The following is a 26,216-nucleotide window of genomic DNA, read 5'->3' on the forward strand; positions in this document are numbered from 1 at the left end:
GTAAAGCTAAAATAAACATTGAAACGGCTGTGATTGAGAAATTACAGCCGTTTTTTGTTTTAGAACGAATATATTTTGTGATGCGAAATGCAATAATCTAACGGAATATCATGCGGTTCTGAATAAGGAATATGATCTAAAGGAGGACTGATTGCCAAGCCGACCTTGACCAGTTTTTCACTCGCTTGCGCGAAGAATTTATCATAAAAACCACCACCATAACCAATTCTAAAGCCCTTTCGGTCAAAGCTAATTAAGGGTACGAATACTACATCAAGGTCAGTTATATCAAAGTGATTTTCGCCATCAGGTTCAGTCACCCCAAAACTCCCTTTAAGCAGTTTGGTGAAGGTGGTGAATGCAAGGTGCTCTAATTGCTTCGTTTTTCTATTTACCCTTGGTAGTACAACTTGATACTCAGGCTGGCCAATGAGTTTTTCGAAAAGTGGAAAGGTGTTGACTTCACGCTGCTTTATAAGCGGAAGGAAAAGGTGGATATTTTTGAACTGCTGGTCTGAAATGAGTTTCAATGCTTGTTCACAAACCAGTGCCGATCGGAGTGCATGTTCTTCTTGCGTAAGTGTTTTACGCTTGGCTAAGAACATTTCTCTGAGCACTTGTTTAGTCATGAGCAGCCATCAAGTGAAACTGGTAATCGAAGGCATCTAGGCTGTCTAAACAATTCTGAATAAATGCAGGGTCGCTAAGGTAGAAATTGAGGAAGTTGTCCTTCCGTTCTTGTGGGCTTCCGCCAGGGAACAAACTTTCCTTAATGGCCGAAATACGATTTACTAAAACCTCCTGATTTCGCTTTTCTGCTTTCAGCAGTTTCTTCTCAATTTTTTGAATAGAATTCTCTGCCCTTTTTTGCTCAGCTGCCACTAATTTTTCTAGCGTGATATCAATGGGCTTGGCAACACTTAAAACCTCTTCAAAAATAGATTTCAGCTGCTCTAACTCTTGATTTAAACTCAGTTGATTCGTTGTATTCTCCTTTACTTTTTCTTGAATCAAGATTTCTTCTGGTTTGAAAATGTCTTCAAAACTTAATCCCGATTTTTCAATTTTTCGCTGAATGTTAGGGGTAACCACACCAGCAAAATTTCGCGGCATCAGCATCGGGAAAGGCGTTTCGAAATGCGTGAAAACCTCTTTCAATTGAAGCCAATAGACTAATTCAGAAGGGCCACCGACATAAGCTAAATTCGGCAAAATCATTTCCTGATAAAGCGGTCTTAAAACCACATTCGGACTGAAACGTTCTGGATGCTTCTCTATCTCTGCTCGTAATTCATTTTCGGTAAACCGAATATCTGTATCAAGTACATGAAATTCTCCACCTTCTTTTACTATGCGTGAACGTATGTTTCCTTTTAGGTAAAAGAAGTTGATCTCTCTTGGGAATACTTGCGTTTTATAACCTCCTTTATCTAGCTGTGCCGAAGTTTCGGTAACACAGTCATTCGCAGAATGCTTGAAGATATCATCAAACATTACAGGTTTCAGTATATTTTTAAGTTCAGCATTGTCTGCGTCTACTACGACTAAGCCCTCGTTGCCAAAAAGTGCATTTACATAATGTCTTCCTGCTTCGACAAGAGTACTTCTTTTTAAATAAGCTTCTTTGAAAAAATCAGGGAGACTAATGATCTCATCAAAAATGGGCTTGAGCGATTTTGGGTCAAAGCGACCAACCGCTCCTGTTTGGTCTGTTTTCCAACTGAACTTCTTGCCATTAAAACGGAAGTAGCTGATTTCTTCAAAGTCATGATCTTCAGAAGCCATCCAATAAACAGGCACGAAATCGTAAGCTGGATATTGCTTCTTCAATGCTTTACAGGCATTGATTACGGTCACTATTTTATAGATGAAATAAAGTGGGCCCGTGAAAATATTCAGCTGATGACCTGTAGTGACAGTAAAAGTGGTTCCAGCTTTTAGAAGCTCGATGTTTTTTGCTGTTGCTTGGCTTAACTCAAAACCATCGTATTGCTTTTTCAGCACTTCCGACAGAACCACTCGATTCTCATTACTGAAGTGTTTCTCTTCAATCTGAAGCTTGAAATTTTCAATGCTTGGCAAACGATTATAGAAGCTGGTTAAGGCTTCTTTTCCTTCTATATAATCTAAAAAAGACTTTGAAAAGCTGTTCGTTTTATTGAAAGGTATTTTGCTCAATAGTACTTGCGATAGTTCCGAAACAGCCATAGTCGTTTGTTACAAAGGGTTTTGATTGTTAGATCAGCCTCGACAGCAATTCAATCTAATGCAGCATAAACATGAAAAGTGCTTAAACTGGTTCACCATAAAGATCGAATTCTGTAGCATCTGTGATTTTAATATTCGCGAAATCGCCAATTCTTAAGTGATGTTTTTTCGCATCGATGATTACTTCGTTATCTACTTCTGGCGAATCGTGCTCCGTTCTTCCATAGTAGTTTCCGCTTTCTTTTCTATCGATTAGCGTTTTGAAAGTCTTACCAATTTTTTCTTGGTTGATTTCGTTGGAAATTTCTTCCTGTATGCCCATTACGATATTAGCCCTTTCTTGTTTCACCTCATCGGGCACATCGTCAACATAAGAATAGGCGTGTGTGTTTTCTTCATGCGAATAGTTGAAAATACCCAATCTATCGAAACGCATTTTCTTCACAAAGTCGACCATGTCATTGAAGTCTTCTTCTGTTTCGCCTGGGTGACCCGCAATTAAAGTAGTTCGGATAGCAATACCCGGAACTTTAGCTCTGATTTCTTCGATTAGTGCTTCAGTTTTTTCACGGGTAGTCCCTCTACGCATCAATTTCAGCATTTTAGTAGAACCGTGCTGAAGAGGAATATCTATATAACTGCAAATGTTATCGCGCTCCGCCATTACTTTTAACGCATCCATTGGAAAGCCAGTAGGGAAGGCGTAGTGCAAACGAATCCATTCAATGCCTTCCACATCAGAAAGACGCTCAAGCAATTCGGCAAGGTTTCGTTTTTTGTAGATATCTAATCCGTAGTAAGTGGAATCCTGAGCAATAAGAAGCAATTCTTTGGTGCCGTTTCTGGCCAAGTTTTTTGCTTCTAAAACCAATTCTTCAATAGGGCGTGATTTATGACCACCTCGCATCAACGGAATGGCGCAGAAGGAGCAGGGTCTGTCGCAGCCTTCCGATATTTTTAAATAAGCGTAATGATTTGAAGTGGTTATGATTCTTTCGCCTACCAATTCGTGCTTATAATCTGCTTTAAATTTCTTGAGTAGGGCAGGAAGCTCCATGGTACCGAAGAAGGCGTCTACTTGAGGAATTTCAGTTTCTAGATCATCTTTGTAGCGCTGAGAAAGGCAACCTGTTACGTAAAGTTTATCAATTTCGCCATCGTCTTTGGCATCTGCGTAACGCAAAATGGTATCGATGGACTCTTGCTTGGCATTATCGATAAAGCCGCAAGTATTTACGATAACAATATTAGCATTGTCTTTTTTAGACTCGTGAGTTGTTTTGATTCCGTTGCCTCTCAATTGAGTGAGCATCACTTCTGAATCCACTAAGTTTTTTGAGCAACCTAGTGTTACAATGTTCACTTTGTCCTTCTTCAGTCCCTTCGTTTTCATTCCTTATTGTATTAATGCGCAAAGGTAATGAATTCTAAAGGCTTGGTAATTTATTTTCTCTTCTTCCTAAAGGTAATCGGAACAACTTCGTCAGTCGGCATTCCAATTTGGTAAAGCTCCCAGTCGGGGTCGTATTTGCTTAATATTTGACGAATGCAGTCTACGCGATCTTCACTAGGGTTTTCGCAGTCGGCCCAGTGGAATACTTCTACTCTGTAATTGTAGGATTTTTTCTCACCGTTGATTCTTACTTCTACTTCAATGTCTTGTTCCCCAGTGATTTGAGGAATGTTAATGGCTATAGCTCCCATAATCTATGTACGTTAATGAACAAATGTTTTCTATCCGCTTATATTTTAACAAGGGTAGTGCCAAGAAGTTAAGTTTTTTAAAATCAATTAGTTATGAATTATGTCCTTTAGTTAGTGCTCGAATTAGTTCAGTCAAACGTTCGTGAACGTTCACGTTTTGGCTCTACTCAAAAAACAGATGAAGCGATCCCTTTTCCTTGTTATTGTAGATAACGGGTTCTAGGTGAAATGCTCTTTTGATGTTTTCTGAATTGAGTACTTCGTACTTGGTGCCACTTGCCAACATTTTTCCATTTTGAATCAGGTGGATCACATCACCGAATTGGGCTGCCAAATTGAGGTCGTGTACCACTCCAACGACTACCAAATCCTTCTCCTTCAATAGCTCTCTGAGTTTGTGCATAAACTGAAACTGATAATGAATGTCGAGAAAGGTGAGTGGCTCGTCTAGTAGCAAATACCGCCCTTGGTTGGGAATAGGGTGCCAGATTTGAGTAAGCACCCGAGCGAAATGTACCCGCTGCCGTTCACCACCGCTTAGTGTGAGGTAATCCCGTTCGGCCATGTACATTACATCAAAAAACTCCAAAGCGGCTTTGCAGGCATCTCTATCTATTTGTCGCGGAGCATCAGTAAAATGAGGGTAGCGTCCCATCATCACCACTTCCCACACTTTCAAAGGGAAGGCCAAGTCGATGTTTTGAGAGAGTACCGCCCTCATTTGCGCCAGCTTTTTATCGCTAAGCGCTTTGCTGTCTACATGGTTATAGCTAACGGTTCCTTGGTAACTTGTAAGTTGCCGACTGATTACCTTCATCAAGGTGGATTTTCCAGCACCATTTGGCCCAATGATTAGATTAAGCTTTCCAGCTTCAAACTGAACCGATACCTTGTCGAGCAGTACTTTCTCTCCAACTTTAAATGTGATTTCTTTCGCTTCGAGCATAATCAGAAATAGTATTGTTTTTTTCTAAGGAGAATGATGAATACGGGTACTCCTACCAGTGACGTGACGATTCCAATGGGCAATTCAGCGGGAGCCAATAATAAGCGAGAGGCTAAATCAGCCAAGCTGAGCAGTATTCCTCCCATAAATGCACTTCCTAATAAGAGAAAGCGGTTGTCGGAGCCTTTCATTAAACGAAGTAGGTGAGGCACCACCAAACCTACAAAGCCAATTACCCCGGTAAACGAAGTGGCTACAGCTACCAAAAGTACATTCAAGGCAATTACTCCAATCTGTAATTTCTTCAAATTGACCCCAAGGAAAATGGCCTCATCTTCTCCCATCATTAAGGCATTCAGTTGCTTTGCATAACGCAAGGCAAAGAATAGGCAAACCACCATAATTGTACCTACTATAGAAACGGAAACCCAGTTGGCACCTGAAAGTGTCCCGAGATTCCAGAAAATAATGGATCGGGCTTGTGGGTCGCGGGCCAAGTAGGAGAGGAAGCCCACACCGCTCAAAAACAGTGCGTTAATCGCAATGCCGGTAAGCAATAGTGCCACCACCGAACTTTTGCCTGTCGATCGATTTTGCGACAAAAGGAAAACGGCTACCGTGGAAAGTGTTCCTCCAATACAAGCCGCAATCGGCAAAGTCCATTCGCCTACATGAACTTTAATTACTGATCCTAAAACGAAGTACAATGAAGCACCAAAAGCTGCTCCGCTAGAAGTGCCTATTAATCCAGGCTCCACAATTGGATTTCGGAACAAGGCCTGCATCAATACTCCAGCGATGGCCAGACTGGCACCTACAAAAACCCCCATTAACGCACGAGGAAGCCTGATTTGCATGAAGATTCTTTCGTTGAGGTTCATGGCTTCTCCACTAATCAGTTTCGTGAATGAAGTTTGAATTTCTGTCCATGAGATATTAATGGCGCCCAATTTCATAGAAAAGAAAAAGGTAACCAGCAGTACAACTGCAAGAATGGGGAACCAAGCCTTGTATTGATTATTGAACTTGCTCATTTCTATGAATTAGTTCTTGAAGTTTGAGAATTACTTCGCCTGTACGTGGGCCGAAGTACACCATGTCGTGCTCTTCAACTCTATAAATTCGGTTATTCTTGGCGGCATTTGTTGTACTTACACCAGGAAGAGATTTTAATTGTTCTTCGGTACCTAGTCGGTCGTAACCAAAGTCGGTAAGCAGAATAACATCTGGGTTTGACTTGGCAATCACTTCTGCTGAAAGCTGCATCATTCCCCGGTCTCCATTGATAGGGATTGTACCACCTGCCATTTCAATCAAATTGGCCGTAGTACTATTTTCCGTCATGGTGAGGTACACATTCGTAGCTCTACCATAATGAATCACCACCACTTTGGGTTTTGTAGTGTATTGCGCCAGGGCATTTTCGGCTGAAAGCAAATCCTTGTCAAGTTTGGCATTGAGCGAATCGGCTTCTTTTTCCCTGCCGAAATATTTCCCCATTTCCGTGACCAATGCTTTGGCTCTTGGAATGTTGTCTCCTTTGGTTTTAAAAACCATCATCGGGATTTGAAGCTTTTCCATTTGTTGCATCACTTGTTCTGGCCCGACATTATTGTCATGAATAATCATGGTTGGTTCCATAGAAAGAATGCCTTCCGTGCTCAAAGCCCTGTGATAGCCGACTGTAGGCAGTGCCTTAATTTCGGGCGGATAAGTACTCGATAAGTCTACAGCAACTAGATTTTGTTGTGCATTTAATTCGAAAATGATTTCGTTGTATTGTTTTGAAAGACATACAATTCTTTTCGAATTGGATTGCTTTTCATCTTTGTTTGAAAACCTACCGCAGCCAGTAAGCACCAAAGCCATTAGCAATAATGTATATAGTTTTTTCATCGTATTTAAGGTTGAAGAAAGAGGCTGAAGGTCACCCTGCTCCGAAGTATCGGAGTATTTCAGGCCCCGTCATTTAAACTTCTGCAGTTTTAATTATAGGATGCCGAAAACAAGTTCGGCATGACTAAACTTCAGCCTATTTCAATGGTTAAAAGATGTATTTTAGTTGAATTCCGCCAAAGTAATTGGCCTTTTTAGGGGCGGGTATGTAGGCGTCATTTAACTGGTTGACGAATATCATGTAGTAATATTTCTCACCTAAAATGTTGTTCACCCCAAAGTACAGGTCAATATCAAAGTGACTTGAAAGCTTACTGTGGTAACCCACTTTGGCGTTCCATAACCTATAACCTGCAGATTGGTTAGCGCCATCAGATGTAATAGGCATACCGTCTCTGTATTGGAAATTCAAATTTCCATACAAACCATTTTGTGCATAGGCATCAATACCTACATTGGCCACTACTGGCGAAACACCAGCTACATCGTTTCCATCATATTCAGCAGTGGTTGGTACACCGCCACTTAGTGACTGGTAGCTGAAGTTTTTGTAAGTGAAGTCAGAATAAGTAAGGTTGGCAAACGAACCCACTTTGCTAAAGAAGCCAGTACTAGACTTATAAAGCTCATAATTGGCAGCAATCTCCAAACCTTTGTTTATCTGGCCACCACCATTGGCAATGTAGGTGTAGGCAGTAGTATTGGCATCTAAAGGCACGGCCACAGAAGTCATTTTGTTTTTAAATTCTGTGCTGAACAGCGCCAATTGGTAATTGAATCGGCTGTCGAGTAAAGAACCTTTTGTTCCAATTTCGAACTGATCGCCTTCTTCAGGTTTCAAACCAGTATTCAATTCACCAGTAGCGGAAATTACAATGTTTCCACTTACAGGTGCCTTGTAGCCTTTGCTATATGAAGCATAAGCTGAAAGCTGACTGTTGAACACTTTGTTGAGAGCGAAATGAGGAGACGCCATGTTTTTATAAGTCACCTGATACCTCTCACCTGCTTTATCGTTGACTGCGTCATAGGTTCGATTCATTAAATCAATGTCCATGGTGCTAAAGCCTAAGCCCGCAGTAAATGAAATATCACTAGGAAGTGAAAGTGTCCATTCGGTAAAATAAGAACCTGTGCTGGTTGTAGTCGCTTGATTACTTCTCATCGCACCAATGACATTGTAACCATTGGGGTCGTCTTGATTGGTAACCATTCCATAACCAAGGCTAAGCGCTTGTTGACGTTGCGCCTCAATGCCGGCAATACCACTTAAAGTGGCTCCGTTCAAATCAAAATTCATGTTCAATGTAGACCTGAAGCCATAATTGAAAGGGCTTTTGTCCGTCCAGCCACCAGCAGAACTTGCGTTATTCGTGATTCCAGAACCAAAAACGGCAGTAGTATTTTTTACTTGATTCGAGAATTTGTAAGTGTGGCTTACACCCGCTCTAAAACCAACAACTTCAGAGTGCGCGTCATTTTTGATGTATCGGGCATTTCCTGAAAAATCTCCGGTTTCAAATTGACTGATCGTAAGTTCTCCTGCACGTTGATCGTAACTGTTAGTATAGGCCAAGTAGGTTGAAATCTTCTGCTTTTCGTTGGGTGTGAAATCACCAATAAAGTTAAAGAAGTTCTTGTCCGACTTGTTATGTGGCATAAACCCATCAGAATGCTGACGGCCGTAATTAACTAAAATGGAAGATCGATCGGCACCTAATTGCACTTGAGTAGTGAAACGACTTAATCCGTAATTTCCTACCAAAGCGCTTTGGCTAATGGAATTCTGACCACTTTCAGCCTTCTTGGTTTCAAGGTTTACTGCTCCAGCAATGGCCAAACCATAAAGAGAGCCTGCAGGGCCTTTGATTACCTCTACATTTCCGATAGAACCAAAGTCGATGTCGTCCATCACCGTAATACCTTCCGCATCGGTTACAGGAATTCCATTAAGGTAAACTTTATAACCTTGACCATCGAAGTTATTATTGGCACCACGGAAACCAACACCGCTTCCGTATCCACGAATATTAAATTGTTGGCCAGAAGATACTGCTCTTCTTGTCATGTAAACTCCCGGTACGTTGGCATTGATGGCATCATCCATAAACAAACCCGTGCCTCTTTGCATCTCAAGTCCACCTAACTTGGTGATGGCGGTTGGAAGATACAATAGTGAGCGGTTAGGGTTTGAAGTAGCGGTGATTTCTACTTCATCAAGCAATTGGTTGGCAGGCGTGAGCTTAATCGTTATGTCTTGATCACAATTTTCAATTCTGACGGTGTAGCTTCTATAGCCTACATAGGTTACAGTAATTTCTGTTGAACCATTGCATTGAATTGAAAACGCTCCATTGCTATCTGTTGAAGTTCCACTGCTGCCAGTAATTCTAATATTTGCACCAGCAAGTGGTTGATTGTCTGAAGCATCCATGACTCTTCCTGATATTCGACCCGACTGAGCCATAATAGAGAAGCCAATAAGAAGCCCCAAAAAAGTATAGTATATCTTTTTCATTTCTTTTTTATTAAAGTTTGAGCACAATGAAACAGGCTGAAAACATGACCTATGGATTTACATGGGTCTGTCTTTCAGAACAGCATTGTGTATAAAAATTGGAATAGAGTAAATCACCCCAAATGCAACATGCATAGGGGATGGGTAAGAATGTGTCTTACCTTATTTATATAAAGAAATGTTGGGTCTCTGGGGGTGGGGATTCGACCTCAGAATAGATCAGAGGAATACTTAAGTTTTTTTCGAAAGGACTAATGGGCAAAGCTGCTTGAAGTGCCGCTCTGGAGAATGAAAACTCCGCGGGGAAGTACTTATCTATTGACCGAGCTATCCGCCTTTTTTTTGACGGTGCTTTTTGCTTTTGTTTAGAAGACTGAATTACCTTTGATAGCCAACTGTCGACTTCATCGTGTTTGCAAATTATGGTATAGCCAGTGTTGGTTTTTTTGATAGAAGAAACATCATACATTTCTCCATCCATTTTAAATTCCCTCCCTTTTTCAGTCCAATCCAAGAGATTATACTCTTGTTCGGTTAGGTTCAGTGTTGTACCGTTCTGATAATTTCCTTGGCGTACCCTCAATTGAAAAGATGCGCGGTGGAAAAGGGCATAGTAGGGAGCAAGGTTGCCTAAGGTGGCAAGTCCGTAGAGGGGTAAAAGAAATATTAAGGTAAGACGTTTTAGCAAATTATAGGTGCTTAATACTATGCAGTATCAGCCTAAATCAGTTAACAGTCAAACAAAAACACACTTTAAGTAATAAAGAGTGAAGGACGGTGTTTTGAGGTGTTAAGAAACAATAACCAGCTTACTTCTTGAAAAGGGAATCTACGAACTCAGCTTTGTTAAATACTTGAAGGTCGCCTACTTGTTCACCTACGCCAATGTATTTTACAGGGATTTTGAATTGGTCTGAAATTCCAATTACTACTCCACCTTTGGCTGTGCCATCTAGTTTAGTGATCGCTAGGGCTGAAACTTCTGTTGCTTTGGTGAATTCCTTCGCCTGCATAAATGCGTTTTGACCAGTAGAACCATCAAGTACCAATAAGATTTCATGCGGAGCTTCTGGAATGAATTTTTGCATTACCCGTTTGATCTTGGTAAGCTCATTCATCAAATTAACTTTGGTGTGTAGTCTACCAGCGGTATCTACAATAACCAAATCAGCACCCATTTCAACTCCTTTTTTTACTGCATCAAAAGCTACCGCAGAAGGATCGGTATTCATGCCATGAGCAATTACGGGTACATCAATGCGTTGCCCCCAAAGTTTAAGCTGATCTACAGCGGCAGCCCTAAAAGTATCGGCAGCGCCTAAAACTACAGATTTACCCTGTTTTTTGAACTGGGCAGCCAACTTTCCAATAGTAGTTGTTTTTCCTACGCCATTTACACCCACTACAAGGATAATGTGTGGCTTATGATTGGATGGAATAGTAAACTCCGTAAGATCTTCAGAGTTGTTTTCAGAAAGAAGCTCTGCAATTTCTTCTCGAAGTATTCTGTCGAGTTCAGTTGTGTTGAGGTATTTGTCTTTAGCAACACGCTCCTCAATGCGTTGAATAATTTTGATGGTGGTTTCAACACCAACATCTGATGTGATTAGAATTTCTTCTAATTCATCCAGTATTTCATCATCAACTTTTGATTTACCGGCTACAGCACGACTTAGCTTGGAAAAGAAACCGTCTTTGGTTTTTTCAAGCCCCTTATCGAGCGATTCTTTTTTTTCTTTTGAGAAGATTCCAAATAAGCCCATAACTGTACGTAAAATTAACAATAAAAAAGTCCCTCTTGAGGGACTTTGATATATTTATTAAAAGTGCAATTTCTTACTTGTCAGCAAGCACTGTTTTTACCATATCCTCAGTAACAATCTCTTCTTTAAAGGTATATGCACCTGTTTTTGGAGATTTTACTGCTTTAATTACTTTGGCGTATTTTACACCACCTTGTACTTTCAGGGTTGCAACTACTTTCTTAGCCATTATTACTTAATTTCTTTGTGAATAGTGTATTTCTTCAAAATTGGGTTGTATTTCTTCAACTCCAATCTCTCGGTGGTGTTTTTTCTGTTCTTAGTAGTGATGTATCTAGACGTACCGTGCATTCCACTTGTCTTATGCTCAGTGCATTCCATGATCACTTGAACTCTATTGCCTTTCTTAGCCATTTCTTTATGCTTCTAAAATTCGGATTGCAAATATAGCTAACTGTTTTTTATAATAAAACCCATGGTGCTGAAATATTTTAAGCTTATGGATACTAATTTGGTCCGTGAATTTAACACCTTCTACAGTGCGGGATTTAATAAAACGGATTTCCTTTACTTATATCTCCCATCGGTGATCCAGTCTAGGCTAATTCGAACGAAAACATTTTCTTTATAGTTATCTTTTTCAAAGAACAAGCCAACACTTCCGTCCTTTAATATTGAAAGCGAAGAATAAGCTGATTTTCCAGCATAAACTGTTTTTGGTGCTGTCCAAGTTTTCCCATCATCATAGCTGGCGCGTATCGAAAGGTTTTCTCTGGAGCTCGAATTATTGAGGTTCGCAAACAGCAATATATTTCTGTCGATTCCATTGCTTGTAACAGGGTATTGAATGATGCTGGCGTTGCATGATGGGTCTATCAATTCTGCTTCTGCTTTGGATGCCCATGTTTTGCCTTTGTCATTGGAAATATGAACGAATCTAGTGCCAAGGTTATTGACTCGACTATTGATCATCCATGAACCATCATTGAGTTCCACAATTTTAGATTCATCTGCGGGATGAATTGGACTGTCAATTAAATACCAGTTCTCACCATGGTCATCACTTCCGAATACATGAAGGCCATTGGCTAGGTTGACAAGTGTGTGAAGCAATGTTCCGTTACGGGTTTGAATTCCCCTTCCTGAGGTAATAAACTTAAAATCATTCTTCCATTCTGATTTTGTTATTTGTGAGGTAATGTCGACAGGTGAGGACCATGACGCTCCATTATCGCTGCTTTTTGTCATTTTCAGATAATACACATCCTTTTCTGAATTGAGGTCCATATAATTGAAAAACATGATTATATCTCCGGTAATCTGGTCTAAAATAAAGGAAGGGTCAGAGGCTGATTTTCCCAAAGGGTAATCGACAATAGATTCTATTTTAGACCAAGTTTTTCCATTGTCCTTACTTCTTCTTATCACAATGTTGATGTCATTACTCCATTTCAGATCGCCACAAGAGGGGATACGTTCATCAATGGCCGCAATGAGATCTCCGTTTTTTGCAGTGATCAGAGCAGGGATTCTATAACATGACACAGCTTCATTCATATCAGAACTGAAAAGATTAATGAATTCGAGTCCATTATTTTGTGCCTGCATAGAGAGAGGAACTAAAAATAGGAAAGTAAGGAGTTTAAACTTCATATTGTGATTAATCAGTATAGGCAATTTAATGTAACATAATATAAACAATATAGGCCAGCAAAGCCGGCCTATATTACTAAAAAAAAAAGTGCTTTTACTTGTTTCCTTTGAGGGCTGGTAAGGTGAATTGCGCCAATGGGCTACTTTGCTTCATCAAAGCCTCAATGTCTTCTGATTTTCTTGGTGCATAGCCAGAAAGTAATTCAGAACCATCTTTGGTAATAAGAATATCGTCCTCAATTCTAACCGCGATACCCCACCATTTTGGGTCGCATTTACTTCCTTTAGGGATATATATGCCTGGCTCTACTGTAATCACCATGTTTTCTTGAAGCGGACCTCTTGGGCCTTTGTCGTGAACATCTAGGCCAATGTGGTGAGAAAGTCCGTGCGGATAATAAGGGTGTCGAGTAGTTTCGCTTTCAATGATTCCTAAATCGGCTAAACCTTTGCTGATTATTTTTGAAGCCAAAGCTCCCATCTCAGCCATTGAAACCCCTGGTTTGGCCATTTGAATGGCTTGTTCTTGAGCTTCGTACACCAAGTCATAGATGGCTTTTTCTTCTTTCGAGAACTTACCGTCAATTGGAATGGTTCGGGTAACGTCAGCAGTATAGCCATGGTACTCCGCACCTAAATCCATCAAAATCATCTGATCACTTTGGATGTCTATTTCTGTATTTTCAATGTAATGAAGAATACAGCCATTATTTCCCGCGCCTACAATCGAAGGGTAGCCCTCGTATTCAGAACCGTATTTTTTGAACACAAACTCATGGATACCTTGTACTTCGGCTTCGGTCATTCCTGGGTGCATGGCTTTCATTACTTCTGCTTGACCCACGGCCGATATAAACACTGCTTTTCGTAATAGGTCTAGCTCATCTTTGGTTTTAATACCACGCAGCTCACCCATAATGGTGTTGAGACCTCTCAAATCTAAGTTGTTCTTTTTAGGCTCGGCACCAAGATTGTTGGCTTCTACACCATAACCTACTTTACTTTTGAATTGCTGAATCAGGCTAAATAAATCACTTTCATCACGAGCGTTGTCTCGTACATCGTTCTGAAATTCGTAGAATAGAATTTTATCGAATTTCTCGAAGTCTACATCGTAAGCCTTAAATTCTGTATTATTAAAGGAGTTTAATATCCCTAGCTTTTCTTGGGCGCCTGCAGAACCAAGCCTTCGGCCTGTCCATTGTTCAGCTTGTGCATTTCTGGTTTGAACAAAGAAAATTTCATTATACTGATTTCCAGTTTTATCAGTTTGCATGTTTTTGAAAACCAATAAAACAGCATGAGGCTCTTTGTATCCTGTTAGATAGTATAAGTCTGGGTCTTGATGATAGATGAAGTCCACATCATTCGCGCGGTTGCGTACCGGGTTTGCAAAGAAAACTGCTACAGAGTTGTCGGGCAGCTTTGCTCGCAATGCATCTCTTCTTCCTTTGTGGAAGTCAGCGCTTAAATAGTCTTTTCTTACATTCTCTTGAGCCTGTAAAAAGAAAAATCCTGAGAACATAAACGTCATCAGGATTGCTAAAGTCTTAATAGAAAACTTCATAGTAGTATAATAACGTTTTAGAACGCTATTATACTAAAACGTTACCGTTTTCTCTTGCTTTTTTTAGTACAGCGGTAATGCCATTTTTATTAATGGTTCTTAAAGCTGATGTAGATACTTTTAAAGTAACCCATTTGTCTTCTTCAGGAAGGTAGAATCTCTTTTTCTGAAGATTCGGGTAGAATTTTCTCTTTGTTTTATTATTAGCGTGAGAAACGTTGTTTCCTGTACGTGCTCTCTTTCCGGTGATGTCACAAACTCTTGCCATGGGTAAATATAATTTAGTCGCTTTTGAAAACGGAATGCAAATATCGTAATTATTTGGAAAGACACCAACCTGAGTTAATATATTTTACTTAAAAGTTTGGTGAGGTAGGTTGTATAGGTAGTTATAGAATTCTAGTCGAGGTGTTTACTTACTGCTCTTTATTCTGTCGAACGCTAATGGCTTGTATTTCAGCCAAAATTTTATCGGTCTTCTTTTGTAGTTCTTCTCCTCCATCTATTCTAATAACCTTGCAATCGAGTAATTCAATCCAATTATTGTGAATTTTTAGAGACCGGCCATTAAAATTTGGGTTTTCATATTGTTTTGCCCATTCTAAAAAAGCTCGAGAGTCCTCTTGTGTTTTTTTGTCTGTTAATAGCTTCATGCCGTAGCGCTCAACCTCTCTTTTTTGTAGTCGCTCCATTCTTGTTTTGGGGTTAATCTGAACAAAGACAACTAAGTTGAATAATGTTTGCCATTCTTTTCCCCAACTAACCATTGAACCACTGATGATGACGTTTTTGTGTCTTTCAAAATCTGTTTTTAGCTTATCATTTCTTTTAGGTAAGGTTATTTTTTCCTGAAATGGAGGGTCTGTCTTTTTCCAGTAATAGTCGTCAACGTCTAGGTGAGTAAAACCAGCGATCTTCTCAATTTCTTTTCCTAGTGTAGTTGTACCTGAGCCTGAGGCACCAAATATCAGAATCTTCATTTTACAATAATTATTCTTTTTAGTGCTGGAGAAAGAGTAAACCTTTAATAAGTAGTGTACCGATCTTTTTTCTCGCCATAAATGTCAGAAACAGTGACAAGTATACCTGTTTCTTCTACGCTACCGAAGTCAGGGTTTTCGGCTGTTCCGAACGATTTCATGGAAGGAGATAAAGACATGTAGTTTTTAATTAGTGGAGGAACACGCTCGCCTCTGGCTTTGGTGTAAGAGTTTAAAGTAATCATTCCACTCTTAAAATCTTTTCCCTCAAATAGTTCTTCTAATTTACTAATGTCCGTAGCGGGTAGAAGTCGGTTTTTAGGAGTTACCAATCCATCTTTGTCTGGAAAAAAACGCTCCATAAAATACAGCACAGCGTCTCGCGCTTCTATATTATAGTTCGGATACATGGTAACTTTTCCAAAAAAGTATTTCATGTTGGGGTGGCTCAGAATTATGGCACCAAGGCCATCCCAAAGGTTATCGAGGGCGAAAATTCCTTTTCTAGGATCTACGTTTGGCTGATGTTTTGGCTGAATCCATGATCGGCCAAGCTCTATGGCATAAGGCAGGTAGTCTTTTACGAATTGGTCGGAGAAAGAAAAGTAGTGTGCCGTTGAAATAGCAATGTGGTTTGGGTCTGAAAGATCTAAAGTGCTACAATCTATAAAGCGGTATCCTCCAATGATTTCTTCCTCTTCTGGTGAGTATACAATTAGTTGTTGGTAACAATTTTCACAGAGGTCATATTGATCAATATCTACCTCTTTACCAGTTCCCCCGCCAGCGCTAGCAAAGGATATTTCTCGCAAACGACCTATTTCACGCATTGTGTTGGGTGCGTTGTGGGCGTTAACAAAGTAAATCTCATTGCCCCCTTTTTGGGTGTTGCGTATAAAACGCTCTGCAGTGAGTTCTGACTTCAAAAGCTTTCTATCAACTGAGTCAATAACGTAGTCTAAATTCTTGTCCAAATTGAGTGAGTTTCAGTTATTGGAGTTTATACACTTTTTCTTTCATCCATTCTGCCCAGTCTTGATCTGACTTTGATCGATCAAAAGTTGTAGGGTCAATGGGTTTTCCAAAAACAATATTAAAAGTACTATTCTTTTGTTTCATCATCTCATCAACTAAATAAAACATTTCTAAATTGGCCTTAATACCTAAGCCTTTCCGGAAGTTAGAAAGATTATAAAAAAAGTTAGACAGCTGAGTTCCACCAGTATATACTGGAACTACTTGGCTTTTAAATCGCTTTGCTCGGGTAATAAAAGTTTTTTTCCATTGCAGGTCTTTTACCACCCCTTTAGTTCTTCTACTTACTAATCCGGCAGGATAAATAAAAACTGCATGCCCCGACCCAAAAAGCTCATTCATTTGCTTAACGGAGTCTGCGGGGGTTGCCCCATGTTTATTTATACCCACAAATAGTTGATTGAGATTTTTTAAGTTAAGCAAAATATCATTCACCAAAAATTTAATATCTGGCCTTATGGGTTGAATGGCTTTTACATGGGCAAGAGCTTCGATACCCCCGAAAGGATGGTTTCCGGCAAAAACAATTCCGCCTTCTTTGGGAATGTTCTCAATGCCGTGAATGTCTACTTTAATGTTAAAGCGGTTGAGCACTGCATTGGCAAAATCGACACCGTTCAAGTTTGAGAAGTCATGAATTACTTCATTCACTTCTTGTTGGTGAATAATGCGTTTGATGTAACGAATTATGAACCCCGGCATCCATTTTAAGAGGCTCGGGTTTTTTTCGCCAATCACCTTTTCTATGTCAATAAACTTATCACTCACGTGTGTCTAATTAAGAAGCTGCAAAGTAAAAAGATATCTGTTAAAATGGGATAAATATACTTTCATCCAGTTGTTCTGATTTTCAACAAGTTAGGTTTGAACATCAAAATTTGGCAGCCAAAGGGCTCATTTGACTCACCTTATATTGTTGAAATTCTCTAATGATTCAAAAATGACTCTTTGAATATTTTTGGTTCTAAAGTTAAACTGGCTAAAGCGAAAAGTAGTTTAAATTGAATATTGTGAGTTGCTATTTACAAGTCATCGTTTTCATCATCTAGAAGCAACGAGCCATCAGAAAGCTCAGGTAAAATATTTTTGGTTTCGGTTTCGCTTAAGGCTTCAACTCCTTTTAATTTTCTTTGGATGGCGCGGGTTCTTTTGCCCATTACGTCATCTAATTGATTAAGGCCAGTCTGAATATTTTTTTGTGCCTTTTCCATAATTCCACTAAAGTTTTCAAACTCTTTTTTAACAGCACCTAGAACTTGCCAAACCTCGCTGCTGCGCTTTTGAATGGCCAAGGTTTTGAAGCCCATTTGTAAACTGTTGAGAATAGCCGCTAGGGTAGTAGGGCCAGTGACAATGATTTTGTAATTTCTTTGCAAATCTTCGAGCAAAGCCGCTTTGCGAACTACTTCAGCATAAATTCCTTCAAAAGGCAAAAACATAATGCCAAAATCGGTGGTGTTAGGCGGATCAATGTATTTATCACTGATGTCTTTAGCCATTTTCTTAATGGTGTTGTCAAGGTTCTTTTGGGCGATTAAAACCCTCGCTTGGTCTCCTTCGTCATAGGCTTCTTGAAGTTGTTCGTAAATGTCTTTCGGGAATTTCGCATCAATGGGAAGCCATACATTCTTGCCAGAATCATCTCTGCCGGGCAGTTTAATCGCAAACTCGACTAAATCGGCACTACTAGCTTTTGTTTTTACATTAGCTTCGTATTGATCTGGGGCTAGAATTTGCTCTAACAACATGGAAAGCTGTATTTCACCAATGCCGCCACGCATTTTTACGTTACTCAATACTTTTTTGAGACCGCCCACATCGGTGGCTAAACTTCTCATTTCACCAAGGCCTTCTTGAACAGCCTGCAATTGTTTTCCTACAGTTTCAAAAGACTGGCTTAAACGCTCATTTAATGTTTTTTGGAGTTTTTCATCCACCGTTTTCCTCATTTCGTCAAGCTGTTTGGTGTTGTCTTCACGAATAGATTTGAGTTGGTTTTCCACCGAAAGCTTTACTTCTTTTACATTCTCTGTGGTTTGTTTATTGATTTGGTTTTGTTGAATAGAAAAATCACCAAATTTCTGGCGCAGCAATTCATTTAACTCTTTAATGTTTTCCGCAAATTTCTCTTCAAATGATTTTAGACTATTGGTCAGTTCTTCTCGATTAGTTTTTGATAGAAAATTTGATTCCGTTCTATTTCTTTGAAATTCATCTTTGATCGATTTTTCCGTTCGCTCTAGGGTCAAATCGAATTTCACCATTAAATCTTCTATCTGCTTGAGTTGTGGTTTAATATCGACTTTAGGCTTTTTAACGAGGTTGATTCCGATATTTACTATTGATAAACCTATCAGAATCATCAATAAGTTTTCAGTCATTGTTTTTGAGTTTATACATTAATGAGAGCTTGTTTACATCCACTCTCTTTTATCTGTTTGGATGCGATAAAGAATAAAACTTTCCAATTGAAGTGCTTCGCTGAGGCTAATAAACGGAATACTTAATTCGCCTGCGGCAGTATAGAGTTTTATTGTAGCCAACTGTTTTCTACGCTGATACCAGCTTTGATTTACTCGTACGGCCTGTACCTTATGAATTTGAGTTAGCACATTTTCGGTACCTACTATTCCACTGTTACTTCTAATGAGTTCTTCATTGATTTCATAACTCCTCTTTTTATAATATGCTCTTCCTAAGAAAAAAGAAAGCGGAAGAATGAGTAAGAAATAAAAGGCCGCTTCTTCAATCAGAAACCAAGTACTCAAACCAAGTGCTGAAGGAATAAGCCCATAGAAAAAAATAATTCGAAGCTTAATAAGAGGGCTGATAAAGTGTTTGGCTTCAGCACCTAAATATTCAGAAGGGAAAACCATATTAATCACCTTCGATATTTGGTGTTTGTAACTTCCTGGTACATTGATTTTAGACTTTTGCGCATTTACTTCGGTACTCGATGCTTGGGCAATTTGTAAGGTGTACATTTTAAAAATTTTCCGGATTGGATTGGTAGACCAAGACACCATTTGCACCTTGTTTTTATTAATAGTTACCTCTTCTCGATTGAATAAGCCTCTTACCAATTTCAACCCATTATTACTGAGCCATAGTTTGAGATCGTAATATTTTAAAATTGAATTGACTAGCGAAAACAAGAAGGAAATAACCGTAACGAGCACCACAGAAGCTACAAAAGCAAAAAGGGTGTTATTAACAACATAACTTTCATATTGGCCCAATTGGTCGGCAATAAAATCGCTTATGTTATCGGTAATCTCATTTATGGTAGTAAAAACAAAGGCGAAAATAATGCCCATGGAGCGCAGGTGGTTTTGACTTACTCCCACTTTAATTAAATCCTTAGGCTTTAAATGGAGTAGCAAATCAGAAGGGCTTTTGTCGGCAATAATGCTTTTTTCTTCTTCCGTTCCTGATTCTTCAATCAGTTGTTTTTTCTCGGCCATAATATAATCCCTTAGAGCAATGGCTTCATCTTTTCTAAGCGCATCAATACTTATTTCCGATTTATTCGCGCCAGCCGAATCAATTTCTACACTTACTACATTGAATAATTGATGAAGTAGGTTTTGACTAAAGTTTATAGTTTGAATACGCTCAAATGGAATATTTGTCCGCGTCTTTTTCAACACTCCTTTGTCCAACACAATGGCGTTGTCTTTAATATAATAGTAAAAGCGGAAGTAAGTAAGAATAGACCCCAAGAGGTTATAAACAGCAAAACCAATCACTACATATAGAATAATGTCATCGAAGGTAGAGCCTGCTCTGCGACCAATTACTAGCGAAACTAGGATAGGCCACATGGCTTTGATTGTCATTCTGAAAAATTTGATCAGAATAATGCCAATGGCTACAGAAGGTTGGCGCTGCGGAATAGAAAAATCATGATTGTTCTGCTCCATCCTCTTCGGTTTTCTTGAGTACGAAATCTTTCATCGAGAGGGCTTCATCATCTGTTAAGCCTGGAATAACCAAATCACTACTTTGCCCGCCTGCCGTAAAAAGTTTTAAACTGTTTATTTTATACAACCTTTCTATTGGGCCTTGCTTCAGTTCTGCATGTTGTATTCTGTTAAAGGGCACAGTGGTGCGTACCGACCAAATTAAGCCTTTGGTGTAAATGATATCGCGTTGGCGGAGGGCATATTTTTTCTTTTTAAACCCCAGAATAGTGAGTGTGATATTGGCGACCGAAAAAAGAAGTATAGCCCCCATTGATATAAGGTAGCCATTCGTTTTCTCTTCAAAATCAGAAAACTCAATAATGGCAATAGCTCCTGCCACTAGCGCTACAAAAAACAGGGCTGATGAAATTAGGCTTACTTTAAGGTAGTTGGGGTCTATTGGTTTGAAATTGACTTCCTCTAAACTCGGAAGTTCATTGGGGTCAATGGAGAGATTCTCGAAATGGTTTGTCATTTTTTATAGCCGTAAGGGCAGTGTCTACAACCATTTTTACAGCAATAGCCTCTTTTTAAGTGGTATTTAGCTGTAAAAACCATTCTGCCCAGTTCGTCAAGGTAATAATCTTCTTTTTCTGTGACAAATGTTGATTTTGATTTAGAATCCTTCGACATCTTTTTTGGGCTAAATTAGTTTGTTTACCTTTGACCTACCCCTGATTTTGGGTAGCAAAGATAAAATTTAATACAGATGGAAACAGTTCAAAATAGCAAACAAGCAATTAATCTAGAAAACAAGTATGGCGCGCATAATTACCATCCGCTACCGGTTGTTTTGGCCAAAGGTGAAGGTGTTTATGTTTGGGATGTAGAAGGGAAAAAGTATTTCGATTTTCTATCTGCTTATAGTGCTGTAAATCAAGGGCATTGTCATCCAAGAATTGTTCAAGCTTTGAAAGACCAGGCCGAAACACTGACCTTAACTTCTCGCGCTTTTTATAACGATGTACTAGGAATGTATGAAAAGTACATGACCGAGTATTTCGGTTTCGATAAGATTTTACCTATGAATACGGGAGCCGAGGCTGTTGAAACTGCTATTAAAATTTGTAGAAAGTGGGCTTACGAGCGAAAAGGAATTCCTGAAAATGAAGCTAAAATTATTGTTTGTGAAGATAACTTCCATGGAAGAACAACAACGATCATTTCCTTTTCGAACGATCCAGTAGCCAAGAAGAACTTTGGCCCTTACACCAAAGGGTTTATCAAAATACCATACAACGACATTGATGCTTTGAAGGCAGCCTTAGCCGAAGAAAATGTAGCAGGTTTCTTAGTCGAACCTATTCAAGGTGAAGCTGGAGTATATGTTCCAGATAGCGGTTATTTAACAGAAGCCGACCGTTTGTGTAAAGAGAATAACGTACTGTTTATAGCTGATGAAGTACAGACGGGTATTGCCAGAACGGGTAAGCTTTTAGCATGTGACCATGAAAACGTAAAGCCAGATGTATTGATTTTAGGTAAAGCTGTTTCTGGTGGTGTGTATCCGGTGTCTGCTGTATTGGCCAACGATCCTATTATGGAAGTAATTCAGCCAGGGCAGCATGGAAGTACTTTTGGAGGAAACCCACTGGCAGCTAAAGTGGCTATAGCTGCTTTAGAAGTAATTAAAGATGAAAAGCTTGCTGAAAATGCGCAAAGATTGGGCGAAATTTTCAGAGAAAGAATGAGCGCATTTATTGAAACTACCGACCTAATTACCTTAGTAAGAGGTAAAGGACTTTTAAATGCTATTGTGATTAACGATACCGAAGACAGTTCAACTGCTTGGGATATTTGTATGGCGTTAAAAGAAAACGGATTATTGGCCAAACCAACCCATGGCAATATTATTCGTTTTGCACCTCCGTTGGTAATGACAGAAGAGCAACTACATGAATGCTGCGATATTATTGAGAAGACAATCAGAGAATTTGCTGCTTAAGCAATCTTAGACTCATTTTAAAAACCGACTTTTGAACTCTCCATAAACGGAGTGCCTTAAGTCGGTTTTTTTATGTTTATTGAGATAGTATTCTGATTCATAGAAATGTGAGTGTTGATATTTTTCACTCCTGTTTTTGGTAATAGCATATAACTTACGTGAATGAGACTTTTGATCCTTGTATGTTCTGCCCTTCTATGTTCTGTGTTTTTAAATGCTCAGAACCTCGATAGCTTAAAGCATTCTCTGAAAAATGTAGATGATGACTCTACTAGAATAGAAACATATTTAGCAATTCATGATATACTTAAGTTGTCGGATTTTTCAACGGCATCTAAATATATTGACAGTGCTTATGTAACAGCCAAAAAAATAAATTGGAAACTAGGAATTGCCAAGACAGGGCAATTTCATGGTGCCGCCTTAAGTCTTACGGGTAAATCAGAACAAGCAAAGCAAGTTTTGAATGAAGTGGTGAAAATCTCCAGTGAATTAGGCGAGGTAACAATCCAAGCATATTCAGAGATGACATTGGGTAATATTGAATATGATTTATCAAACTATGCAAAAGCCTTACCTCATTATTTGGCATCTCAAAAACTCTATGAAAGCATCGATAACTATGCAGGATCTTCTAGCGCTTTGATATGGATAGGAATTATTAACCAGTTTGGGCTGAAGGATTACGCAAAGGCAATTGAAGTGTATAAAAATGCTTCAAAATTGGCAGAAAAAGGTAATTCTACCCTAAATCAAGGGTATATATACTCCAATTTGGCTACTATATATTATGAGCAAAGCAGATTTGATTCGGCCATTAACTATATAAAAAAGAGCAACTTAATAAAAGAGACCTTCAATGATAAACGTGGATTAGCCAATGGCTTAGAGTCTCTAGGTAATTGTTACTTCTACATGAATGACTTAGATAGGGCTGTAGGATATTATGAGCAAGCTTTAACGATGAGGAAGGCTTTAGCAGACAGCACTGGGATTGCATCAGCCTATATAAATGTAGGTAGGGTATATGGAGAAAAGGGCGAAATTGATCGTGCATTTACCGCGCTAGATAAAGGCAGGGAAATAGCCGAGAATATAGGTTTTAAAGAAGGCGTGCAACAAGCCTTTTTAGTAAAAAGTGATTTTTTAGAAAAAGCCTCTAGGTATAAAGAAGCTTTGTTTAGTTACAAATCTTTCAAAACTGTTTCCGACTCAATGTACAATATTGCTTCGCGTAGGGTATTGGAAGAGTTGCAGCTACAATACGAAACTGAAAAGAAAGAGCAACAAATTGCTTTGCAAGAAGCCCAGCTTGGTGAACAAGCATTAAAACTTGAGCGAAATCGCTTGTTGATGATCGGCTTAGTTTTGATTGCAATTCTATTTTTAGCTGTAATCTTTTTGGTGCGCAACCGAGCAAAAAAGAATGAGCAGCTCATTCTTCAACAAGCCCAACTTAAACTTCGCGAAGCAGAACTAAACGCAGTAATCAACTCTCAAGAAAAGGAGCGAAACCGTTTTGCTAGAGATTTACATGATGGTTTTGGTCAACTTATTTCTGTGCTTAAACTCAACCTTTCAGGATTAAATGATAAGGACGCTCAACATCCAGAAAAGAGACTGGAAGTTTTTAAAAACGGAGAATCAGTAATCAACGATATGTATGCCGAACTGCGATCCATATGTTTCGATTTAATGCCTCAAACCTTGGTAAAAAAGGGGATAACTACTGCCTTAAAAGAGTTTGGAGATCGTATTACTCAAAGTAAGAAGGTGGTTTGCGAAGTGATTGTATTCAGTAATAAAGAGCGTCTTCCCGAAATTGTTGAGATTTCTCTTTTTAGAATTTGCCAAGAATGGGTGAATAATGTAATGAAGTATGCAGACGCAAGTCACATCACAATTCAGCTTACCAGAGACGAAACCGAATTGACCTTAACAGTAGAAGATGATGGAAAAGGCTTTGATACTGAACTCTTTTATAATGGTAAGGGTAACGGATGGAAGAATATTCAAACGCGTTTAAATTTAATTAAAGGGGAGTTCGATTTGGATAGTCATCCTGATAGAAGAGGTACTATGATGACTGTTAATTTGCATGAGGCTTCGATTAAGAGAATACCCACTAGTACTGAAAAACAAATCACCGCTTAATCGGATATTTTTAATAGATTAGTAAGAATACCTTGCCCTGATGAAATGGTTGTTCAATTTTGTAGGCAAGGAACAAATAGCCCAAACGATGAAAATCCTCCTTGTCGATGACCACTCCATATTATTGGATGGCTTAAAAAAGCTGATAGAAGAAGATGAAATGCTTTCTGTGGTAGATGCTGTGGGCTCCGTTCCAGATGCTATCCCTTCTATCGACAAACACAAACCCGATTTGGTGATTACCGATTATAATCTAGGAGATGATGACGGATTGAGTTTGGTGCAAAAAACCAAACGCCTTTTCCCCGATATGAAGTTCATCATTTTGAGCATGCACGATGAAGCCCATTTGGTAAAGGAAATTCTGAAAGAGGGCGTAAATGGTTATGTATTGAAGAAAGACACCAAGGCAGAACTGATTGAAGCCATTTATGCGGTAAGAGGAGGCAAAATGTACATGTCTACCGATATTAATGCCATGCTTGTGAAAAGCCTTTACGAACCCGATGAAGGTAAGCTTTTGACTTCTCGCGAACGCGAAATTCTCAAACTGATTTCTCAGGAATACTCTAACAAGCAAATTGCCGAAGAACTTTTTATCAGTGAACGCACCGTGGAAACCCACCGAAAGAATATTTTCCGCAAAACAAAAACCAACTCCCTAGTAGGACTTATCAAATTTGCTTACGCGAATAATTTGATCTAAGAACTGCTATAAGAAAGGTCTTACTTCACAATCTCATATGCAACAAATGTATAAGCATCCTCTACTGGCTGGTCAACCTTAAGTAGATAGACAACCCCATTCGACACTATCGGGTTTGGGAAGACTTTGTCGGCTAGTTCTATTTCTTCAATTTTACGCAATTTGTTATCAATCAGTGTTATATATTTACTGCTTTGATTTAATCCATCTGATATCTTCTTATACTGGGTGCTTACACGAAGAAAAAACCCAGTCTTACTGTCTCTTTCAATGGCTGAGAATTTTGAACTTGAATATATGTAATCAGCCCATTTTTTGGTGTCATTATTATCAGCAACAGTTATAGGTTTTCTCAGATTTTCAGCAAATTTAGAAGGTACCTCAATTTTGGTTTGATCATTGGTTTGTAAATTATAGATGAATATTTCTGACATAAAGGGGAAACTATAAATGATAGAATCGTTAGAAACAGTCATGTAGTGAAATGCAAGATCATTATAGTAGCCTCTGTCTTTGTCGTCTATTAAGGATTCTTTGGGTGAGAAAACAGGTTTTTCAGAAATTGACCCAGTAGGGGTATCTATTGTAAAGAAGAGGTTAGGTTTTTCTTTTGATGTAAAGTTATCCACCATCACCTCTAGTGGTACTTTCGAAAACAGAATATCACCTTGCTCCATTACTTGGAAATCGCTTATGTGAAATAGTGAGTTTGAGTTATTTAGCTGATCCTTATCAAATCGAAGTTTGATTTTACCTTCAAGGTCATATATGCTGAAATAATTTTGTGAAAGGATGAAGATTGAATCATTTCTTATCGTTGCATCAAGAAAGGGGAGATCAAAGAAATCAGGACCGTCCAAAGTTACAGCAATAGTATGAATAGGTATTTTCTTTTTTAAATCGATCAAGACCAGTTGTCTAGAATTTTGGTCATATACCAAAAGACTATCCTGTCCAACGACTTTATTTAAAGCCCCTCGATTGGATAGCAGCAGGTCTCCATGGCTTAAGGCTACTTCGCCCAAATACTTAAGCGAAGTAGCTTTGTTTTTAACATTTTCAGCCTCTTTCCTGCAGCTAGCAGTAAGTAGAATAATTGCTAAAATTGGCCAAAATGTATTTTTCATACTTGCTCTTAATTAAACTAATCAATTAGTTTAATTAAGGTGAAATAGT

26 protein-coding genes are annotated in these 26,216 nt (G+C 39.0%); 3 read left to right on the forward strand and 23 right to left on the reverse strand.

Annotated elements, in window-relative coordinates; all coding sequences use genetic code 11:
- Positions 1-59: 59 nt before the first annotated feature.
- From OB69_RS16015 to OB69_RS18950, 22 genes are all read right to left on the reverse strand, one after another.
- Positions 60-629, reverse strand: a complete 570-nt coding sequence (locus OB69_RS16015) for a 5-formyltetrahydrofolate cyclo-ligase (RefSeq protein ID WP_053224759.1) — start codon at positions 627-629, stop codon at positions 60-62.
- Entirely contained in the window at positions 622-2,208 is a 1,587-nt protein-coding gene (gene bshC / locus OB69_RS16020; protein WP_053224760.1) for a bacillithiol biosynthesis cysteine-adding enzyme BshC, read from the reverse strand. The genes OB69_RS16015 and bshC overlap by 8 nt, the downstream gene beginning before the upstream one ends.
- 82 nt (positions 2,209-2,290) lie before the next feature.
- Positions 2,291-3,601, reverse strand: coding sequence for a 30S ribosomal protein S12 methylthiotransferase RimO (rimO, locus tag OB69_RS16025; RefSeq protein ID WP_053224761.1), 1,311 nt, complete (start codon positions 3,599-3,601; stop codon positions 2,291-2,293).
- A 50-nt stretch (positions 3,602-3,651) separates the two neighbouring features.
- The gene (locus OB69_RS16030) at positions 3,652-3,912 is read right to left on the reverse strand and encodes a hypothetical protein (protein ID WP_053224762.1); all 261 of its coding nucleotides are present in this window, start codon (positions 3,910-3,912) and stop codon (positions 3,652-3,654) included.
- Between the two features lie 163 nt (positions 3,913-4,075).
- Positions 4,076-4,858 (reverse strand): heme ABC transporter ATP-binding protein, encoded by a 783-nt coding sequence (locus OB69_RS16035; protein WP_053224763.1) that lies wholly within the window; start codon positions 4,856-4,858, stop codon positions 4,076-4,078.
- Positions 4,859-4,860: 2 nt separating this feature from the next.
- Positions 4,861-5,892 (reverse strand): FecCD family ABC transporter permease, encoded by a 1,032-nt coding sequence (locus OB69_RS16040; protein ID WP_053224764.1) that lies wholly within the window; start codon positions 5,890-5,892, stop codon positions 4,861-4,863.
- On the reverse strand, positions 5,876-6,754 hold the full coding sequence (locus OB69_RS16045) for a heme/hemin ABC transporter substrate-binding protein (RefSeq protein ID WP_053224765.1): 879 nt from the start codon (positions 6,752-6,754) through the stop codon (positions 5,876-5,878). Before OB69_RS16045 ends, OB69_RS16040 begins: the two co-directional genes overlap by 17 nt.
- A gap of 148 nt (positions 6,755-6,902) precedes the next feature.
- Positions 6,903-9,272, reverse strand: coding sequence for a TonB-dependent receptor (locus OB69_RS16050; RefSeq protein WP_053224766.1), 2,370 nt, complete (start codon positions 9,270-9,272; stop codon positions 6,903-6,905).
- 166 nt (positions 9,273-9,438) lie between these two features.
- Entirely contained in the window at positions 9,439-9,960 is a 522-nt protein-coding gene (locus tag OB69_RS16055) for a hypothetical protein (RefSeq protein ID WP_053224767.1), read from the reverse strand.
- A 121-nt stretch (positions 9,961-10,081) separates the two neighbouring features.
- Positions 10,082-11,035: a signal recognition particle-docking protein FtsY gene (gene ftsY / locus OB69_RS16060; protein WP_053224768.1), complete on the reverse strand. Its 954-nt coding sequence runs from the start codon at positions 11,033-11,035 to the stop codon at positions 10,082-10,084.
- A gap of 73 nt (positions 11,036-11,108) precedes the next feature.
- Positions 11,109-11,264, reverse strand: coding sequence for a DUF4295 domain-containing protein (locus tag OB69_RS18505; RefSeq protein ID WP_082338205.1), 156 nt, complete (start codon positions 11,262-11,264; stop codon positions 11,109-11,111).
- 2 nt (positions 11,265-11,266) lie between these two features.
- Positions 11,267-11,449: a 50S ribosomal protein L33 gene (rpmG, locus tag OB69_RS16065; protein WP_053224769.1), complete on the reverse strand. Its 183-nt coding sequence runs from the start codon at positions 11,447-11,449 to the stop codon at positions 11,267-11,269.
- A 153-nt stretch (positions 11,450-11,602) separates the two neighbouring features.
- On the reverse strand, positions 11,603-12,688 hold the full coding sequence (locus tag OB69_RS16070) for a sialidase family protein (RefSeq protein ID WP_071426802.1): 1,086 nt from the start codon (positions 12,686-12,688) through the stop codon (positions 11,603-11,605).
- 94 nt (positions 12,689-12,782) lie between these two features.
- Positions 12,783-14,255: an aminopeptidase P N-terminal domain-containing protein gene (locus OB69_RS16075; protein WP_053224771.1), complete on the reverse strand. Its 1,473-nt coding sequence runs from the start codon at positions 14,253-14,255 to the stop codon at positions 12,783-12,785.
- A 28-nt stretch (positions 14,256-14,283) separates the two neighbouring features.
- On the reverse strand, positions 14,284-14,523 hold the full coding sequence (gene rpmB, locus OB69_RS16080; RefSeq protein WP_053224772.1) for a 50S ribosomal protein L28: 240 nt from the start codon (positions 14,521-14,523) through the stop codon (positions 14,284-14,286).
- Between the two features lie 148 nt (positions 14,524-14,671).
- Positions 14,672-15,235, reverse strand: a complete 564-nt coding sequence (locus OB69_RS16085) for an AAA family ATPase (protein WP_053224773.1) — start codon at positions 15,233-15,235, stop codon at positions 14,672-14,674.
- A gap of 44 nt (positions 15,236-15,279) precedes the next feature.
- Positions 15,280-16,209: a GNAT family N-acetyltransferase gene (locus OB69_RS16090; protein ID WP_053224774.1), complete on the reverse strand. Its 930-nt coding sequence runs from the start codon at positions 16,207-16,209 to the stop codon at positions 15,280-15,282.
- A 16-nt stretch (positions 16,210-16,225) separates the two neighbouring features.
- The gene (locus OB69_RS16095; RefSeq protein WP_053224775.1) at positions 16,226-17,038 is read right to left on the reverse strand and encodes a 1-acyl-sn-glycerol-3-phosphate acyltransferase; all 813 of its coding nucleotides are present in this window, start codon (positions 17,036-17,038) and stop codon (positions 16,226-16,228) included.
- Between the two features lie 254 nt (positions 17,039-17,292).
- Positions 17,293-18,651, reverse strand: coding sequence for a DNA recombination protein RmuC (locus OB69_RS16100; protein WP_053224776.1), 1,359 nt, complete (start codon positions 18,649-18,651; stop codon positions 17,293-17,295).
- Between the two features lie 33 nt (positions 18,652-18,684).
- Positions 18,685-20,193 carry a PH domain-containing protein gene (locus OB69_RS16105; RefSeq protein WP_053224777.1) on the reverse strand — a complete coding sequence of 503 codons (1,509 nt, stop codon included), beginning with the start codon at positions 20,191-20,193 and terminating at the stop codon, positions 18,685-18,687.
- The gene (locus OB69_RS16110; RefSeq protein ID WP_053224778.1) at positions 20,174-20,710 is read right to left on the reverse strand and encodes a PH domain-containing protein; all 537 of its coding nucleotides are present in this window, start codon (positions 20,708-20,710) and stop codon (positions 20,174-20,176) included. Before OB69_RS16110 ends, OB69_RS16105 begins: the two co-directional genes overlap by 20 nt.
- Positions 20,707-20,868: a DUF5522 domain-containing protein gene (locus OB69_RS18950; RefSeq protein WP_176699989.1), complete on the reverse strand. Its 162-nt coding sequence runs from the start codon at positions 20,866-20,868 to the stop codon at positions 20,707-20,709. Before OB69_RS18950 ends, OB69_RS16110 begins: the two co-directional genes overlap by 4 nt.
- 76 nt (positions 20,869-20,944) lie before the next feature.
- Here OB69_RS18950 and rocD point away from each other — a divergent pair, with 76 nt between their 5' ends.
- The 3 genes from rocD (at position 20,945) to OB69_RS16125 (ending at position 25,040) form a co-directional block, all read left to right on the forward strand.
- Positions 20,945-22,180, forward strand: a complete 1,236-nt coding sequence (gene rocD, locus OB69_RS16115) for an ornithine--oxo-acid transaminase (RefSeq protein ID WP_053224779.1) — start codon at positions 20,945-20,947, stop codon at positions 22,178-22,180.
- Positions 22,181-22,342: 162 nt separating this feature from the next.
- Positions 22,343-24,334, forward strand: coding sequence for an ATP-binding protein (locus OB69_RS16120; protein ID WP_157608609.1), 1,992 nt, complete (start codon positions 22,343-22,345; stop codon positions 24,332-24,334).
- Between the two features lie 88 nt (positions 24,335-24,422).
- Positions 24,423-25,040, forward strand: a complete 618-nt coding sequence (locus OB69_RS16125) for a response regulator (RefSeq protein ID WP_157608610.1) — start codon at positions 24,423-24,425, stop codon at positions 25,038-25,040.
- Between the two features lie 20 nt (positions 25,041-25,060).
- Here the strand turns inward: OB69_RS16125 and OB69_RS16130 are convergent, their stop codons facing one another.
- Complete coding sequence (locus tag OB69_RS16130) at positions 25,061-26,167, reverse strand: DUF4221 family protein (protein WP_053224782.1); 1,107 nt, start codon at positions 26,165-26,167, stop codon at positions 25,061-25,063.
- Positions 26,168-26,216: the final 49 nt, after the last annotated feature.

It is taken from the genome of Roseivirga seohaensis subsp. aquiponti, from assembly GCF_001267955.1.
GTDB classification, from domain to species: domain Bacteria; phylum Bacteroidota; class Bacteroidia; order Cytophagales; family Cyclobacteriaceae; genus Roseivirga; species Roseivirga seohaensis.

Coding starts and splice junctions, on each gene's coding strand:
- OB69_RS16015 (WP_053224759.1), bottom strand. CDS start 629: ATGACTAAACAAGTGCTCAGAGAAATGTTCTTAGCCAAGCGTAAAACA.
- bshC (WP_053224760.1), bottom strand. CDS start 2,208: ATGGCTGTTTCGGAACTATCGCAAGTACTATTGAGCAAAATACCTTTC.
- rimO (WP_053224761.1), bottom strand. CDS start 3,601: ATGAAAACGAAGGGACTGAAGAAGGACAAAGTGAACATTGTAACACTA.
- OB69_RS16030 (WP_053224762.1), bottom strand. CDS start 3,912: ATGGGAGCTATAGCCATTAACATTCCTCAAATCACTGGGGAACAAGAC.
- OB69_RS16035 (WP_053224763.1), bottom strand. CDS start 4,858: ATGCTCGAAGCGAAAGAAATCACATTTAAAGTTGGAGAGAAAGTACTG.
- OB69_RS16040 (WP_053224764.1), bottom strand. CDS start 5,892: ATGAGCAAGTTCAATAATCAATACAAGGCTTGGTTCCCCATTCTTGCA.
- OB69_RS16045 (WP_053224765.1), bottom strand. CDS start 6,754: ATGAAAAAACTATATACATTATTGCTAATGGCTTTGGTGCTTACTGGC.
- OB69_RS16050 (WP_053224766.1), bottom strand. CDS start 9,272: ATGAAAAAGATATACTATACTTTTTTGGGGCTTCTTATTGGCTTCTCT.
- ftsY (WP_053224768.1), bottom strand. CDS start 11,035: ATGGGCTTATTTGGAATCTTCTCAAAAGAAAAAAAAGAATCGCTCGAT.
- OB69_RS18505 (WP_082338205.1), bottom strand. CDS start 11,264: ATGGCTAAGAAAGTAGTTGCAACCCTGAAAGTACAAGGTGGTGTAAAA.
- rpmG (WP_053224769.1), bottom strand. CDS start 11,449: ATGGCTAAGAAAGGCAATAGAGTTCAAGTGATCATGGAATGCACTGAG.
- OB69_RS16070 (WP_071426802.1), bottom strand. CDS start 12,688: ATGAAGTTTAAACTCCTTACTTTCCTATTTTTAGTTCCTCTCTCTATG.
- OB69_RS16075 (WP_053224771.1), bottom strand. CDS start 14,255: ATGAAGTTTTCTATTAAGACTTTAGCAATCCTGATGACGTTTATGTTC.
- rpmB (WP_053224772.1), bottom strand. CDS start 14,523: ATGGCAAGAGTTTGTGACATCACCGGAAAGAGAGCACGTACAGGAAAC.
- OB69_RS16085 (WP_053224773.1), bottom strand. CDS start 15,235: ATGAAGATTCTGATATTTGGTGCCTCAGGCTCAGGTACAACTACACTA.
- OB69_RS16100 (WP_053224776.1), bottom strand. CDS start 18,651: ATGACTGAAAACTTATTGATGATTCTGATAGGTTTATCAATAGTAAAT.
- OB69_RS16105 (WP_053224777.1), bottom strand. CDS start 20,193: ATGGAGCAGAACAATCATGATTTTTCTATTCCGCAGCGCCAACCTTCT.
- OB69_RS16110 (WP_053224778.1), bottom strand. CDS start 20,710: ATGACAAACCATTTCGAGAATCTCTCCATTGACCCCAATGAACTTCCG.
- OB69_RS18950 (WP_176699989.1), bottom strand. CDS start 20,868: ATGTCGAAGGATTCTAAATCAAAATCAACATTTGTCACAGAAAAAGAA.
- rocD (WP_053224779.1), top strand. CDS start 20,945: ATGGAAACAGTTCAAAATAGCAAACAAGCAATTAATCTAGAAAACAAG.
- OB69_RS16120 (WP_157608609.1), top strand. CDS start 22,343: ATGAGACTTTTGATCCTTGTATGTTCTGCCCTTCTATGTTCTGTGTTT.
- OB69_RS16125 (WP_157608610.1), top strand. CDS start 24,423: ATGAAAATCCTCCTTGTCGATGACCACTCCATATTATTGGATGGCTTA.
- OB69_RS16130 (WP_053224782.1), bottom strand. CDS start 26,167: ATGAAAAATACATTTTGGCCAATTTTAGCAATTATTCTACTTACTGCT.